General features: G+C 74.8%; 16 protein-coding genes and 1 pseudogene. 7 read left to right on the top strand and 10 right to left on the bottom strand.

Annotated features, from left to right (window positions below; all coding sequences use genetic code 11):
* From ACFYO8_RS21080 to ACFYO8_RS21090, 3 genes and pseudogenes are all read right to left on the bottom strand, one after another.
* Positions 1–101 (bottom strand): annotated as a pseudogene (locus ACFYO8_RS21080) (electron transfer flavoprotein subunit beta); the annotation flags it as partial.
* 176 nt (positions 102–277) lie between these two features.
* Positions 278–682 (bottom strand): hypothetical protein, encoded by a 405-nt coding sequence (locus ACFYO8_RS21085; protein ID WP_355015231.1) that lies wholly within the window; start codon positions 680–682, stop codon positions 278–280.
* A gap of 2 nt (positions 683–684) precedes the next feature.
* Entirely contained in the window at positions 685–1482 is a 798-nt protein-coding gene (locus tag ACFYO8_RS21090; protein ID WP_354874105.1) for a GNAT family N-acetyltransferase, read from the bottom strand.
* Between the two features lie 41 nt (positions 1483–1523).
* On the opposite strand from ACFYO8_RS21090, the gene ACFYO8_RS21095 reads away from it, so the two are divergent.
* The 3 genes from ACFYO8_RS21095 to ACFYO8_RS21105 are packed head-to-tail and all read left to right on the top strand — an operon-like array spanning position 1524 to position 2631.
* Positions 1524–1910, top strand: a complete 387-nt coding sequence (locus tag ACFYO8_RS21095) for a DUF202 domain-containing protein (RefSeq protein WP_354874106.1) — start codon at positions 1524–1526, stop codon at positions 1908–1910.
* On the top strand, positions 1907–2206 hold the full coding sequence (locus ACFYO8_RS21100; protein ID WP_354874108.1) for a DUF202 domain-containing protein: 300 nt from the start codon (positions 1907–1909) through the stop codon (positions 2204–2206). The genes ACFYO8_RS21095 and ACFYO8_RS21100 overlap by 4 nt, the downstream gene beginning before the upstream one ends.
* 26 nt (positions 2207–2232) lie before the next feature.
* Entirely contained in the window at positions 2233–2631 is a 399-nt protein-coding gene (locus ACFYO8_RS21105; RefSeq protein ID WP_354874110.1) for a PLD nuclease N-terminal domain-containing protein, read from the top strand.
* 55 nt (positions 2632–2686) lie between these two features.
* Here ACFYO8_RS21105 and ACFYO8_RS21110 read toward each other — a convergent pair whose 3' ends face one another.
* Both ACFYO8_RS21110 and ACFYO8_RS21115 read right to left on the bottom strand, forming a co-directional pair.
* Entirely contained in the window at positions 2687–4309 is a 1623-nt protein-coding gene (locus ACFYO8_RS21110) for an acetolactate synthase (protein WP_354874112.1), read from the bottom strand.
* A 70-nt stretch (positions 4310–4379) separates the two neighbouring features.
* Positions 4380–5153 carry an enoyl-CoA hydratase-related protein gene (locus ACFYO8_RS21115; RefSeq protein WP_355096409.1) on the bottom strand — a complete coding sequence of 258 codons (774 nt, stop codon included), beginning with the start codon at positions 5151–5153 and terminating at the stop codon, positions 4380–4382.
* A gap of 133 nt (positions 5154–5286) precedes the next feature.
* Between ACFYO8_RS21115 and ACFYO8_RS21120 the strand changes: the two genes are divergently transcribed.
* Entirely contained in the window at positions 5287–5835 is a 549-nt protein-coding gene (locus ACFYO8_RS21120; protein ID WP_357706736.1) for a DUF6232 family protein, read from the top strand.
* On the opposite strand, the gene ACFYO8_RS21125 is transcribed toward ACFYO8_RS21120, so the two are convergent.
* Positions 5781–6206, bottom strand: a complete 426-nt coding sequence (locus tag ACFYO8_RS21125; RefSeq protein ID WP_354874117.1) for a nuclear transport factor 2 family protein — start codon at positions 6204–6206, stop codon at positions 5781–5783. The two genes, ACFYO8_RS21120 and ACFYO8_RS21125, sit on opposite strands and share 55 nt — an antisense overlap.
* A 58-nt stretch (positions 6207–6264) precedes the next feature.
* Between ACFYO8_RS21125 and ACFYO8_RS21130 the strand changes: the two genes are divergently transcribed.
* On the top strand, positions 6265–6747 hold the full coding sequence (locus ACFYO8_RS21130) for a DUF6232 family protein (protein WP_354874119.1): 483 nt from the start codon (positions 6265–6267) through the stop codon (positions 6745–6747).
* Positions 6748–6762: 15 nt separating this feature from the next.
* On the opposite strand, the gene ACFYO8_RS21135 is transcribed toward ACFYO8_RS21130, so the two are convergent.
* Positions 6763–8238, bottom strand: coding sequence for an alpha/beta fold hydrolase (locus ACFYO8_RS21135; protein WP_387189037.1), 1476 nt, complete (start codon positions 8236–8238; stop codon positions 6763–6765).
* 94 nt (positions 8239–8332) lie between these two features.
* Between ACFYO8_RS21135 and ACFYO8_RS21140 the strand changes: the two genes are divergently transcribed.
* Positions 8333–9103, top strand: a complete 771-nt coding sequence (locus ACFYO8_RS21140; protein WP_354874123.1) for a hypothetical protein — start codon at positions 8333–8335, stop codon at positions 9101–9103.
* Between the two features lie 3 nt (positions 9104–9106).
* Here the strand turns inward: ACFYO8_RS21140 and ACFYO8_RS21145 are convergent, their stop codons facing one another.
* The 3 genes from ACFYO8_RS21145 to ACFYO8_RS21155 form a co-directional block, all read right to left on the bottom strand.
* Positions 9107–10003: a ribokinase gene (locus ACFYO8_RS21145; RefSeq protein WP_387189036.1), complete on the bottom strand. Its 897-nt coding sequence runs from the start codon at positions 10001–10003 to the stop codon at positions 9107–9109.
* A 16-nt stretch (positions 10004–10019) separates the two neighbouring features.
* A complete protein-coding gene (locus ACFYO8_RS21150; protein WP_387189034.1) occupies positions 10020–10859 on the bottom strand; it encodes an ABC transporter ATP-binding protein in 840 nt (279 codons plus the stop codon).
* 212 nt (positions 10860–11071) lie between these two features.
* Positions 11072–12277 (bottom strand): ROK family protein, encoded by a 1206-nt coding sequence (locus ACFYO8_RS21155; protein ID WP_387189033.1) that lies wholly within the window; start codon positions 12275–12277, stop codon positions 11072–11074.
* A 124-nt stretch (positions 12278–12401) separates the two neighbouring features.
* On the opposite strand from ACFYO8_RS21155, the gene ACFYO8_RS21160 reads away from it, so the two are divergent.
* Positions 12402–13856: a glycoside hydrolase family 3 protein gene (locus tag ACFYO8_RS21160; RefSeq protein WP_387257427.1), complete on the top strand. Its 1455-nt coding sequence runs from the start codon at positions 12402–12404 to the stop codon at positions 13854–13856.
* Positions 13857–13873: the final 17 nt, after the last annotated feature.

Consider the following 13873-nt stretch of genomic DNA (forward strand, 5'->3'; position numbering starts at 1 on the left):
ACGTTGTTCGCCGAACCGCGGTCGACGGTGTTGTCGTCAGAACGCAGGTTGCGGTCCGCGCCCGAATCAGGCACCTGCTTGACGAGTACGACGATGTTCATCGCGCTTCGACGACCCTCCTGTTTGGTGTAGCGATCACTCGCCCGGTCCCGGGCGCAGCCTCCCGCGTGACGCAACGTGGGTCAACCGCGGGTTGCTGTGCACTTCCCCACGCGGCAATGTTACCCGCAAGTAGCATGGCCACCTCGGCGACCCGGAGTGACGCAACTCACCACCGTCACGCCGCCTCGGCCAGCGCCTGCCGGATCTTCTCGATCGCCGCCGCCTCGGCCGGCTCGATCCCCCGGTGCGCCAGCGCCACCCGCTCCGCCGCGGCCAGCACCACCGACCGGTACGTCTCGACGTCCTCCGGCGACTTGGCGCTCAGGATCTCCACCGAGCGGCCCAACGCGGGCAGCACCACGGACTCGACCTCCAGCGCCGAGTCCCGGGGGAGCTGCGGCAGCGGCCCGGTGGTCAGCGCCTCCTTGACCACGCCGCCTACCTCGGCGAGCGCGCCGGAGGCGGCGAAGCTCTCCCGCACCATGGCCAGCATGCCGGGTACGGCGTTGGAGACCAGGAACACGGCACCGAACGCTCCGGTCTTCAGGGTGAGCCGCTCGTCCGCCGTCAACCGCTCCATGATCACGGAGTGTAGACGTACGGCGTGGAGGTGGTGACCGCAACGAGCCCGAGCCGCTCCAGGATGGGCCGGCTGTCCGGGGAGCAATCCACCTGGAGCATCGTCTTGCCGCGCTGCTGCGCCAGCCGCGCCCGGTACGCCACCAGCGCCCGGTAGATGCCCTTCCGGCGCCACTGCGGCAGCGTCGAGCCACCCCAGAGGCTGGCGAAGCCGGTGCCGCGCTGGTAGCGGACCCAGCCCGCGCTGACCACCGTCTCCCCCGCCTCCGCCACCACGATCGTGATCGACTGCGGGTCGGCCTCGATCTCCCGCGCCAGCCCGGTCACCAGGCGGCTACGGTCGTCGTGCCAGACCTCCTCCTCCATGGCGGCGATCCGCTCCAGGTCGGCCCGGCTGGTGACCTCGCGCAGGCGTACCTCCTCGGGGAGCACCGGGACGGCGGCGGCGAGCGGCACGACCGGGCCGACCACGACGGTCTCCTGGTCCTCCGGCACGAAGCCGGCGGCGCGCAGCCGGTCGGCCAGGTCGGCCGGCTCGTCGTGCCCGGCGAGCTTCCACTCGACCGACTCGCCCCGGGCCCGGAAGAACTCGACCTGCCGGGCGATGAGCGCGTCCAGTTCGGCGCCGGTCAGGCCGTCGAGCGTCCGGTAGGTGAGGAAGCCGCGGTGGTCCAGGCCGAGCACGCGGAACAGCGGGCCGTCCCGCTCCACCGTCACGCCGACGGGCAACGGGTCCGGCAGCTCCGGGCGGAGCTGGGTGTCGTAGGCGTCGCGTAGCTCGCACGCGTCAAGATCGGTCATCCACCCAGGCTAGGCGCGGGGCAAAGCGGATAATCAGCGGCGTGTGGGAGTCGATCAAGAGCTGGTTCGGCAGGGGTGAACTGCGTTCGGTCGGCACCGCGCCGGACTACCGCTTCTCGCTGGCGAACGAACGGACGTTCCTGGCCTGGCTGCGTACCGGCCTGGCGCTGGTGGCGGGCGGGCTGGCCGCGGCGCAGTTCCTCCCGCCGCTGCGCCTGGCCCACCTGCGCGAGGCGATAGCGGTCGCGCTGCTGCTGCTCGGCGCGGCCGTCTCGATCCGGGCGGTCGACCACTGGGCGCGCACCGAACGGGCCATGCGGCTGAACGAGGAGTTGCCCGCGTCCCGCTTCCCGGCCGTCCTGGCGCTCGTCGTCGCGATCGGCGCGCTGCTGCTGGTGGCCGCCGTGCTACTGGGCGGGGCGCGGTGACCCGGGACCCCGGCCTGCAACCCGAGCGCACCCGGCTGGCCTGGCGACGGACGCTGCTCACGCTGACCGCTGTGCTGCTGCTCCAGCTCCGGCCGGCGTTGCGCGGCCAGGCCGTGGACGCGGCGCTGACCGGGCTGGCGATCCTGGTCTGGCTCACCGTGCTGGTGGTGACGTGGCGGCGGGCCACCGGCGCCGGACCGCGCCGGTTCGACCGCTGGTCGGTGCCGCTGACCGCGCTCGGTGCGGCCGGACTGGCGGTGCTCGGTGTGGCGCACGTGCTCGGCGGGGTGCACTGACGTGCGGCGGTGAGCCATCATGAGGCATGGCCCGCCTCTACGTGCTGTTCTTCCTGGTCCAGATCGTCCTTGCCGTCGTCGCGCTGATCAGTTGCCTCTCCGCCGACGAGGAGAAGGTCAAGGCGCTGCCCCGGATGATCTGGGTGCTGATCATTCTCTTCTTCCCGCTGGTCGGCTCGATCGCCTGGTTCCTGGTGGGCCGCGAGCGCCCGGCCGGGACCGCCGGCGTCACCGGCACGGCCGGTCCCGCCGCCCCGGCCCGCCGCCCGCTCGCCCCGGACGACGACCCGGAGTTCCTCGCCTCGCTCGCCGAGCGGTCCCGCCGCGAGGACCAGGAACGGCTGCGGCTGTGGGAGGAGGACCTGCGCCGGCGCGAGGAGGAGTTGCGCGGCCGCCCGGACGACAGGGACCGCCCCGAGGTCTGACACGCGCCGCGGGCCGCCCGCCGGTCACCCGGCGGACGGCCCGCACGCGCCGTGTTCAGGCCAGGTTCGACGAGCGGGGGTACGCGTCCGCGGGGTCGGTCAGCACGTTCACCAGGTACGGCACGCCCGAGTCGAACGCGCGCCCCAGCGCGGGCCCGAGGTCGGCGGCCTTCTCCACCGTCTCGCCCCCGCCGCCGAGCGCCTCGACCACCTTGTCGTAGCGCAGCCCCGGCTGGAGGTCGGCGGCCACGTCGTAGCCGTACATCGCCCGCATCGGGTGCTTCTCCAGACCCCAGATGCCGTTGTTGCCGACCACGATCACCACCGGCAGCTTCTGCCGGACCAGCGACTCCACGTCCATCAGCGAGAAACCGGCCGCGCCGTCGCCCATCAGCACGCAGATCTGCCGGTCCGGGTGGCTGACCCGGGCGCCCATGGCGTAGCCCATGCCGGTGCCGAGGCACCCGTACGGGCCGGGGTCGAGCCAGGTGCCGGGCTGGGCCGGCTCCAGGTACTTCCCGGCGTACGACACGAAGTCGCCGCCGTCGCCGATGGTGATGGCGTCCGGGGCGAGCGCCTTGCGCAGCTCGCCGTAGATCCGGGCCGGGCGGATCGGGTCGGTCTCGGCGGCCATCTCCGCGGCGTCGCGGGCCTTCGCCGCGTCCTCGGCGGTCCGCAGCTCGGCGATCCAGTCGGCGTGGTCGGCCCGATCACCGGCGTGGTCGGCGAACGCGCCCAGGATCAGCCGCAGGTCACCGGCCGGCGCGGCGGCCGGCTGCACGTGCCCGGCCCGCTGGCTGGGCGCGTCCACGACGTGCACCACCCGGGCGTCGCCGAAGTCGCCGAAGGAGAGCCGGAAGTCCAGCGGGGTGCCGATCACCACGACCACGTCGGCGCCCTTGAGCGCGACCCGGCGGGCCTTGGCGAAGGCCAGCGGGTGCTCCGGCGGCAGCGCGCCCCGGCCCATGCCGTTTGTGAACACCGGCACCCGCAACGACTCGGCGGCGGCGCGCAGCGCCTCGACGGCGTCGCCCGCGTACACGTCGGAGCCGGCGATGATCACCGGCCGGGACGCGCCCGCGATCAGGCCGGCCGCCTTCGCCACCTCGTCCGGGTCCGGCTCGATCGGCGCGGGCGGCGTGACCGCCGGCAGGTCGGCGTCGCCGACCGAGAAGACCGCCTCCAGTGGGAAGTCCAGGAACACCGGGCCGCGGTGCGGGGTGAGCGCGGTGGTCAGCGCCGCCGACACCGCGCGCGGGATGTCGTCGGCGCTGAACACCGTCTCGGCGTGCTTGGTGACCGGCGCGACCAGCGGCAGGTGGTCCATCTCCTGGAGGCTGCCCGAGCCCCAGCGGAACTGCGGGGCACGCCCGCCGAGCACCAGCACCGGCGAGGCGTTGAAGAACGCGCTGGTCAGACCGGAGACGCCATTCGTGACGCCGGGGCCGGCGGTGAGCACGGCCAGGCCAGGGCGGCGCTGGAGCTTGGCCACCGCCTCGGCGGCGAACACCGCCGACTGCTCGTGCCGCACGTCGTAGAGGGGGAAGCCCGCCTTGTGGGCGGCGTCGTAGAGCGGGAAGACGTGCCCGCCGGAGAGCGTGAACATCTCCCGTACGCCGTGCGCGCGTAGTGCCGCGAGCGCCAGATCGCCGCCGTGGCCCTCGATCCGCTCCGTCATGCCATTCCCCTTCGTCGACCGACCGCTGTCACGTTACTGGCCGGTATCGCGGATGTGAACAGCTCTCGCGTCAGCGGCCGGTGAAGCCCGGCTTGCGCTTCTCCACGAACGCGGCCATGCCCTCGCGCCGGTCGTCGGTGGCGAACAGCGCCGCGAAGAGCTGGCTCTCCCAGGCCAGGCCGGAGGTGAGGTCCATGTCCAGACCCGCGTCCACGGCCGCCTTCGCCGCCCGCAGCGCCTGCGCCGGCCCGGTCAGGAACGGCTTCACGTACGCCACCGCGGCGTCGTAGACCTCCGCGGCGGGCACCACCTGGTCGGCCAGGCCGATCCGCAGCGCCTCGGCGGCGTCGACCATCCGACCCGTCATGATCAGGTCCTTGGCGCGGGCCGGACCGACCAGCCGGGCCAGCCGCTGGGTGCCGCCGGCGCCCGGGATGATGCCGAGCTTGATCTCCGGCTGGCCGAGCTTGGCGTCCTCGGCCACGATCCGCCAGTCACAGGCCAGCGCCAGCTCGCAGCCGCCGCCGAGCGCGTAGCCGGTGATCGCGGCGACGACCGGCTTGGGGATGCGGGCGATCGCGCCGAGCGCGCTGGACAGATTGGCCGCGCGCTCCGACATGTCCACGTAGGACATGTCGGCCATCTCCTTGATGTCCGCCCCGGCCGCGAAGACCTTCTCCCCGCCGTACACGATCACGGCGCGGACCTCGGCGTCGGCGGTGGCCGCCGCCGCGGCGGCGCGCAACCCCTCCTGCACCTGGGTGTTGAGCGCGTTCATCGGCGGCCGCTCCAGCCGGATGGTGCCGATGCCGTCCTTCACTTCCAGCTTGACGAACTCGCCCACGCTGCCCTCACTTCCTCGTCGAAGTCGCGTGCCAACCTTACGACTCGCCTCGTTGGGGTAGACAGTGTGGTGTCGGCGACGTCCAGGTCGCCGCGCCGGAGTCGCCGCCGCCCCGCCCACCGGGAGTGAGGCCATGATCACCTACTACGACGACCGTTCGGTCCAGGTCACCTCCACCGTGGTACGGGTGGACGGGCGCAGCTACCCGCTCGCCGAGCTGACCACCGTGTGGCACCGGCGGGGCGAACGCTCGTGGCGGGTGCTCGCCGGGCGCGGCGCGATCGGGGCCGCGCTCGCCGGGCCGCTGGTGACCGCCGTGCTGGGCATCGGGCTGGCGGTGTGGCTGCAACGCTCGGCGGTGGTCACCATCGCCATCGTCGGGGTTTCGGTGCTGATCGGCCTGGCCGTCGGGCCGCTGGCCGACTTCCTCTTCGAGTACCTGGACCGCTCCTACGCCCGGGGCAGCCGGGAGATGGAGATGTGGGCCGACTGGCGGGGGCGTCCGGTGCGGCTGCTGCACACCCGGGACGCGATGAAATTCGGGCAGATCTACCGGGCGGTGCAGCGGGCCATGGAGAGCCTGCCCGCCGCTCCCCGCCGGACCGCGCCGGGACCCGCCGCGCCCGGTCAGAACGTGATCGGCTCGTCCGGCAGCAGGCCGAGCCCGCGCAGCAGGCCGTAGGTGTCCTGTTCGCCCCAGAACTGCACGATCCGGCCACCGGCCAGGCGGTACATCTTGCAGGCGCTCTGCACAGTGGTCGCCCCGGTGGCGTCGCGCCGGTACGTCTGCGCCACCGACACCACCACCCGGTCCCCGGCCGCGAAGATCTCCAGGATCTCCTGGTCGAGCACGGTCAGGCCGGGCGAGGAGACGGCGGCCTCGGGGTAGCGCCGACCGCGTACCGCCACGCCGGAGCCGTAGATCTGCACGTCCTCGTCGACCACCTCGGCCAGCTCGGCCAGGTCCTTCGTGACGAAGGTGCGCAGGTAGCGCTTGACCACCTCGATGTTGCGCGCCTGCTCGTCGCCGCCGACACCGGCCCCGCCCGTCATACCGTCACCCTACCGACGCTCGACCGTCCGGTGTCGACACACGCGGTTAGGCTGATTCATGGCCCTCTATTACCGGGACGACGCGGTACAGGTCACCTCGGACGCGATCCACGCGGGTGGTCGGGTCGTCGCGCTCGCCGACGTCACGTACGTCTGGCACGAGCGCGGCACCACCACACTCGCGGTCCGGGGGCGGGTGCTGGGACGCGGGGTGCTGGTCCTGCTGCTGTCGCTGCCACCGCTGGTCGCGGTGGTGTGCGCGCTCTCCCTCGCCTGGTCGGCGCAGGACCGGGGCGAGTGGAAGCTGGCCCTGATCATCGTGGCCGCGTTCGTGGTGATCGGGCTGGCGCTCACCCCGTTCCTGGAACTGCCGCTCGGCTGGCTGGACCGTTCCTACGAGCGCGGCAGCCGGGTGCACGAACTGTGGGTGCAGCACCACGGCCGGGAGACGATGCTGGTCCGCACGCCCGACGCGCTGCGGTTCGGCCAGATCTACCGGGCCGTGCAGCGCGCGGTGGAACAGCAGACCGACAGCCGATGAGCCGCCCGGCGCCGGTCAGGCCAGCGGCAGCGTGGTCGCCATCGGCCAGGCCAGCAGCACCGCCCCGAGCAGCGGCGCCAGCCACCACGGCGCGGCCCGGCGGCGCAACACCTCGGCCCAGGCCGCCTGCCAGGCCACCAGCGCCGCGAACAGCGGCACCACCAGCAGCACGAACCCGGGCGCCAGGCCGATCACCGCCGCGCCGGCCAGCACCAGCACGGCGATGCCGCCGGCGGCCGCGTAGCCGAGGCCGTGGCCGTCGGTGAGCCGCTCGGCGCCGAGCAGGAAGACCAGGCAGCAGAGCGTCACCAGGGGCAGCAGCCACCACCGGGCCCCGACCGGCACGGTCGAGGTGAGCCCGAGATGAAGCGGCAGCGCGACAGCGAGCACGGCGTACCCGAGGAGCACGACCGCGACCACCGCGGACCGGACGCCACCCCCGGTCGCTGACGGCCGCCCGGGACGCGCGAAGCGTGCTGCGGCGGCCAGCAGCACGCCGGTGAGCAGCAGGAACACCGCGACATATCCGCCCACGGCGAGCGGCAGCCGAGCGGTGGGCAGCAACGCGGCGAGCGCGGCGCCCAGCCCGGCCGCCGGCACCGTCGCGGCGAGCCACCGGGTGGTACGCGGACCGCCGGTGCCCGGCCGCGCCCGGCGCGGCAGCAGCGCCGCAAGCGGCACGAAGCCCAGCGCGAGCCCTGCCAGCAGCAGGGCGGCCCCGCCCGGCCGGGTCAGCGGGGACGGCTCCGGCCCGCCGGTACGGTCCGGCAGCGCGTCGAGCACCGCGGCGTGGGTACGCGGCGCGAACAGCACCGACACGTGCTCGACGCCGGGCGCCACCACCCGCGTCCGGGTGCCCGGCGGCGCGTCCCGGGTCACCTCGTCGACGGCCTGGCGGAAACCGGCGAACTCCAGGCCGCCCACCACCAACGTCAGCTTCCCCGGCCAGCCGGCCGGCACGTCACCGCCGTCGGGCAGCGAGATCGCCACGGTCCGGTCGATCTCCGGATGCGCCACCGCGTACCTGGTGACCGCGCCGGCGCCCATCGAGTGCCCGACCAGGACGATCCGGTCCGGGTCGACACCGGGGCGCCCGCGCAGCCACGCCACTGCCACGTCCAGATCGTGCCGCAGCCGCGCCCGGGCGCCTTCCCCGTCCCGCCCGGCGCCGGGCAGCCGGGACCCGCTGGCGCCGTGCCCGGCGAAGTCGAGCAGCACCGCGACGCCGCCCTGGCGGGCCACCGAGTCGGCCAGCGGCCGCATCAGCCGAGCCGACCCGGCGAAGCCGTGCGCGATCACCACACCGGGCCGCCGGCCACCGTCCGCGCCGTCCGCCCGGACCTCGGTCAGCGGCACCCCGGCCACCGTCGCCCGCCGGGTGCTCAGCCCGGCGTCGGCGCGGACCAGGAGCAGGGCGCCCAGGACCATGGCGAGCAGCGCGACCAGGCCGCAGGCGAGCGTTCGCCGCGACACCGAGCCGGGGGTGGGCATGCGGGCACCCTACGCCCCGCCGGGAGCCCGGCGTCACGATCACCGCCGGGTGGCCGCCGGGCGGCAGTGGCCCCGACGCCGCACACTGGATGTCATGGCAATCCCTCTCCCCCGGCCCGGCGCCCTGCTCGGCCTCACCCGCAACGCAGTGGACCAGGCGCTCGGCTCGGCGGTCACGATGGCCTCGGTACCCGCTCGCGCCTTCGCCGTCCTCGACCAGGTGGAGGCGCTGGTCCGGCGGATCGACGGGGTGGTCGACCGGATCGAGGGCACGCTCGACCGCACCGACCGGGTGCTCACCGACGCCGAGACGGCGGTCCGCGAGGTGGCGGTGATCAGCGCCGCCGCGACCGCGGCGATCGACACCGCGACCGAGGTGGCCGCCGCCGCGACGGTTGTCGTCGGCGAGGCGCAGCGGGTCTCCGCGGCGGCGGCCGCTGTGGTCGGCGAGGCCGACCGGGTGGCCCGCAGCGCGGCCGGTCTGGTCACCGAGGCGGAGACGGTGACCGCGCGGGCCGCGGGCACGCTGGCGACGGCGGACAGGGCCGCGGGCACGGCGAGCGAGCTGCTGGCCGCGTACGAGGCGACGCTGCGCCGGGCCGCGCCGATGGCCGCCCGCTTCGTGGAGCAACTCAGCCCGGAGGAGGTGACCGCCGCGATCCGGCTCGTGGACGAGTTGCCGAAGCTCAAGCAGCATCTGACCTCTGACGTGCTGCCGATCCTGGCCACGCTGGACCGGGTCGGCCCGGACCTGCACGACCTGCTGGACGTCACCCGGGATCTCAAGCTCGCGGTCGCCGGCATCCCCGGGCTCGGCATGCTGCGCCGCCGCGGCGAACGCCTCACCGACGAACCGGCCGGCTGAGGCTCAGCCGCCCAGGAACAGCTCGTCGATCTCCGCGCGGTGCGGCAGCGCCACCGAGGCGCCGAGCTTGCGCACGCACGCCGCACCGGCAGCCGCCGCCCAGCGCACCGCCTCGGCCAGGTCCCGCCCCTCGCCCCAGGCCACCGCGAGAGCGGCGGTGAACGCGTCCCCGGCGGCGGTCGAGTCGACCACGTCGACCGGCACCGCCGGCACGTGCGTCGCCGGCCGGTCCCGGTCGACGTACCAGGCGCCGTCGCCGCCGAGCGTGAGCACCGCCCGGGGCACCAGATCCAGCAGCGCCGCCGGCTCGTCCCGGCCACGGCCGGTCAGCGCCTGCGCCTCCGGCTCGTTCACCACCAGCAGGTCGGTGGCCGCCAGCAGCTCGGCCGGCACCGACCGGGCCGGCGCGGCGTTGAGCACCACCCGGGTGCCCGCCGACCGGGCCGCCAGCGCCGCCTCGGTCACCGTCTCGACAGGCACCTCCAACTGCGCGACCAGCACGTCCGCATCGCGTACGGCGGAGAGCTCGTCGGCGGTCGGCGACGTGAACGCGGCGTTCGCTCCCGGGGTGACCAGGATGGCGTTCTCCCCCGCGCCGCCGACCATGACCAGCGCGACGCCGGACGGGCCGTAGACCACCCGCAGGTGGCCGGTGTCCACGCCGGCGGCTGTCATCCGGGCCCGCAGCGTCACCCCGAACGAGTCCGATCCGATCGCGCCGAGGAAGACGCAGGACGCGCCGGCGCGTACCGCGGCCACCGCCTGGTTGGCCCCCTTGCCGCCGGGCAGCATGACGAAGTCGTCACCCAGCACCGTCTCGCCGGGCCGGGGCAGCGCGGCGCCGATGCCGACGAGGTCCATGTTGGCGCTGCCGACGACGGCGATCCGGGTCTGCGGCACGGTGTCGTCCCGTCGCTCAGGCGGCGCGGGCGGCCCAGCGGTCGCCGGACCGCGTGACCACCAGCGGCAGGCCGAACGTCTTCGACAGGTTGTCGGCGGTGAGCACGTCGGCGAGCAGCCCCTGCGCCACCACGCCGCCCTCGCGCAGCAGCAGCGCGTGGGTGAAGCCCGGCGGGATCTCCTCGACGTGGTGGGTGACCAGCACCATGGCCGGCGCGTCCGGGTCGTACGCCAGCTCGGCCAGCCGGGCCACCAGGTCCTCGCGCCCACCCAGGTCGAGCCCGGCGGCGGGCTCGTCGAGCAGCAGCAGCTCCGGGTCGGTCATCAGCGCGCGGGCGATCTGCGTCCGCTTGCGCTCGCCCTCGGACAGCGTGCCGTACACGCGGTCGGTGAGGTGGCCGACGCCGAGCTGGCGCAGCAACGCGGCGGCGCGGGCCTCGTCGGTGCGGTCGTAGCTCTCCCGCCAGCGGCCCACCACCGACCAGGCGGCCGTCATCACCACATCGACGACCCGCTCCTCGGCGGGGATCCGCTCGGCGAGCGTCGCCGTGGACAGGCCGATGCGGGTACGCAGCTCGTTGACGTCGGTACGGCCGATGCGCTCGCCGAGCACGTGCGCGACGCCGCTGGTCGGGTACAGCCGCCCGGCGGCCAGGTTGAGCAGCGTGGTCTTGCCCGCGCCGTTCGGCCCGAGCACCACCCACCGTTCGTCCAGCTCGACCTGCCAGTCGACGTCGTGCACCAGCGCCGTGCCGGAACGCTTGACGCCGACCCCGTCGAGGCTGACCACCAGATCCGCGTCCACGGTCGAGGGGGCGAGGGCGCCCGGGGCGCCGGGGATCAGGTCACCAGTCACCGCTCCATCCAATCACGCACCCGGTCCGGCGCCCTCCACGGGCGGCGCCGCCGCCGTAGGGTGGGGCACCGTGTCGTTGGTCACCGCTTGCGGCTGGCGGTCGCGCCGGCCCTGCTGAAGAACCCGCAACGGCGCACGCCCCGGCAACTCCTTGCCAACCCTGACGCCATGATGAAGGATTCCTTCACATGGCGTCCGGGTGTACGACGCGGTCAGCCGACCGTCGAGCCGAACACCTCGTCGCGGACCGCGTCCAGCGCGGTACGCAGCGCGCCGCGCAGGATCGGCTCCTCGGTCAGCCCGGTGGTCACCACCCGGGGCCGGACCAGCGTGATCGCGGCGACCTCGTGCTGCACCCGCTCGGCCAGCGCCGCGCCGCCGGCCTGTCCGACCGCGCCGGCGAGCACCACGAGCGGCGGGTCGAGCACCACGCAGGTGCTCGCCACACCGAGCGCCAGCCGCCGGGCCAGCTCGTCGAGCATCGGCCCACCGGCGGTGCCGGCGGCGATGGCCGCGCGTACCACCTCGGCCGCCCGGGCCGCCGCGACGCCCTGCTCCGCCGCGTCCGGGCTGGCGAAACCGTGGTCGGCGGCCACCGCACGTATCGCGTCGGCGCCAACGAGCTGCTGGAACGCCGGCTTCGCCCGCTTGGACACGTCGCGCGGGATGGGTGCGCCCGGCACCGGCAGGTAGCCGATCTCGCCTGCCGCGCCGCTGCTGCCGTGGTGCAGCCGCCCGCCCAGCATGATCGCCAGGCCGACGCCCGCATCCACCCAGACCAGCACAAAGTCGGCTGTGCCCTGGGCCGCGCCGGACTGCGCCTCGGCCACCGCCGCCAGGTTCACGTCGTTCTCGAAGACGACCGGGGTGTCCAGGTCCTCGCGGAGCGCGGCGAGCAGGCCGCTGTGCCAGCGCGGCAGGTTGAACGCGAACGTGATGTCGCCGGTCTGCGGGTCGACCAGGCCGGGGGTGCCGAGCACGACGCGCCGGACGGCGGACAGCTCCGCCCCGGCGCTGCTGGCCGCCTGGACCACCGCGTTGTGCACCACGCCGACCGGGTCGTCGGTGTCCTTGGTGGACTGCTCGACCCGGCCGGCCACGGCGCCGGTGATGTCGGCGCAGGCCGCCACCACCCGCTCCGCGCCCACGTCCACGCCCACCACGTACGCGCTGCCCGGCCGGACGGCGTAGAGCTGGGCGTTCGGGCCCCGCCCGCCGGCCTGCTCACCGACCCGGGCGACCAGGCCCCGTTCCTCCAGCCGCTCGACGAGTTGGGACGCGGTGACCTTGGACAGCCCGGTCAGCTCACCGATCCGGGCCCGGGTCAGCGGGCCGCGCTCGAGCAGCAGCTCCAGCGCCGCACGATCGTTGAGCGCCCGCAGGAGTCGGGGGGTGCCGGGCAGCCGGGTCGCACTCATACCAACGTCCTCAATTTTCAGTAAAGTTCTCTAACCACAAAACGCCTGCCGAGGGGTGCCCGCTAGCGTATCGGCCACCCCCATCCGCAGCGGCCGGACGACCCGGCAGGGAAAGGGGATACTCGTGGGTCTGGATCCAGGACTGCGCCGGCTCGCGCTGGGCACGCTGCTGGCCGCGTACCCGGGGCCGATCCCGCCGGACTGGGCGGTCGACCTGCTCGCCGACGGGCTCGCCGGGCACACCCTGTTCGGCACCAACATCCACGACCCGGCCCAGGTGGCGGCGTCCACGGCGGCGCTGCGCGCCGGCCGCCCCGACGTGATCGTCGCGATCGACGAGGAGGGCGGCGACGTCACCAGGCTGGCGCACGCCACCGGCAGCCCGTACCCGGGAAACGCCGCACTGGGCGCGGTGGACGACCCCGGCCTCACCCGCCAGGTGTACGCGGCGATCGGCGCGGAGCTGGCCGCGCTGGGCATCACCGTCGACCTCGCGCCCACCGTCGACGTGAACACCGCCGACGAGAACCCGGTGATCGGCACCCGCTCGTTCGGGGCGGACCCGAAGCGCGTCGCGGTCCACTCGGCCGCCGCCGTCGCCGGCCTCCAGTCGACCGGCGTGGCCGCCTGCGCCAAGCACTTCCCCGGGCACGGCGCCACAGTCGCCGACTCCCACCACGAACTGCCCACAGTCGACGTGCCGCCGGCCGTGCTGCGGGAACGCGACCTGCCGCCGTTCGCCGCCGTCGTCGACGCGGGCGTCCGCGCGGTGATGACCGCGCACATCCGGGTGCCGGCGCTGACCGGCGACGGCCCTGCCACGTTCAGCCGCGCGGTCCTGCACGACCTGCTGCGCGTCGAGTACGGCTTCACCGGCGCCGTCGTCACCGACGCGCTGGAGATGAAGGGCGCGGTGCTCGCCGCCGGCGGGGTCGGTCCGGGCGCGGTCCGGGCCCTGGCCGCCGGCGCGGACCTGCTCTGCATCGGGGCCCGGGTGGACGCCGAACTGGTCGAATCGGTCGCCGCCGAGATCGTCGCGGCGATCGACGACGGCCGGCTTGCGCGCGAGCGGGTCGAGGAGGCCGCCGGCCGGACGGCGGCGCTCGCCGCCGCCACCGGCCCCGCCGACACCCCGCCGCCCGCCGTCGAGGGCCTCGGCTACGCCGCCGCGCTGCGGGCGGTACGCGTCGAGGGCGACCTCACCCGCTCCACCGCGCCGCTCGTGGTGCAGGTGCACGCCCTCTCCACCATCGCCGAGGGCCGGGTGCCGTGGGGGCTCGGCCCGCACCTTGCCGCCGGGGTCGAGCAGGCCCGGGCGGTGGCGGGCGAGACCGACCCGGAGCAGGTGCGGCGGCTCGCCGGTGACCGGCCGGTCGTGCTGGTCGGGCGGCACCTGCACCGGCTGCCCGGCGCGCGCGAGCTGGTCGAGGCGCTGGCCGCCACGCATCAGGTGACAGTGGTCGAGATGGGCTGGCCGGGCGCCTGGCGGCCGGTGGGCGCGCGCGCCTTCGTCGCCACCCACGGCGCCAGCCACGCCAACGGCCGGGCCGCCACCGAGGTGCTCGGCCTGACCGCCTGACCCACGCCCACGCCCTT

The sequence above is a fragment of the Micromonospora sp. NPDC005257 genome (assembly GCF_042872445.1).
Classification (GTDB): domain Bacteria; phylum Actinomycetota; class Actinomycetes; order Mycobacteriales; family Micromonosporaceae; genus Micromonospora.

Coding starts and splice junctions, on each gene's coding strand:
- ACFYO8_RS21085 (WP_355015231.1), bottom strand. CDS start 682: ATGGAGCGGTTGACGGCGGACGAGCGGCTCACCCTGAAGACCGGAGCG.
- ACFYO8_RS21090 (WP_354874105.1), bottom strand. CDS start 1,482: ATGACCGATCTTGACGCGTGCGAGCTACGCGACGCCTACGACACCCAG.
- ACFYO8_RS21105 (WP_354874110.1), top strand. CDS start 2,233: ATGGCCCGCCTCTACGTGCTGTTCTTCCTGGTCCAGATCGTCCTTGCC.
- ACFYO8_RS21110 (WP_354874112.1), bottom strand. CDS start 4,309: ATGACGGAGCGGATCGAGGGCCACGGCGGCGATCTGGCGCTCGCGGCA.
- ACFYO8_RS21120 (WP_357706736.1), top strand. CDS start 5,287: ATGATCACCTACTACGACGACCGTTCGGTCCAGGTCACCTCCACCGTG.
- ACFYO8_RS21125 (WP_354874117.1), bottom strand. CDS start 6,206: ATGACGGGCGGGGCCGGTGTCGGCGGCGACGAGCAGGCGCGCAACATC.
- ACFYO8_RS21130 (WP_354874119.1), top strand. CDS start 6,265: ATGGCCCTCTATTACCGGGACGACGCGGTACAGGTCACCTCGGACGCG.
- ACFYO8_RS21135 (WP_387189037.1), bottom strand. CDS start 8,238: ATGCCCACCCCCGGCTCGGTGTCGCGGCGAACGCTCGCCTGCGGCCTG.
- ACFYO8_RS21140 (WP_354874123.1), top strand. CDS start 8,333: ATGGCAATCCCTCTCCCCCGGCCCGGCGCCCTGCTCGGCCTCACCCGC.
- ACFYO8_RS21155 (WP_387189033.1), bottom strand. CDS start 12,277: ATGAGTGCGACCCGGCTGCCCGGCACCCCCCGACTCCTGCGGGCGCTC.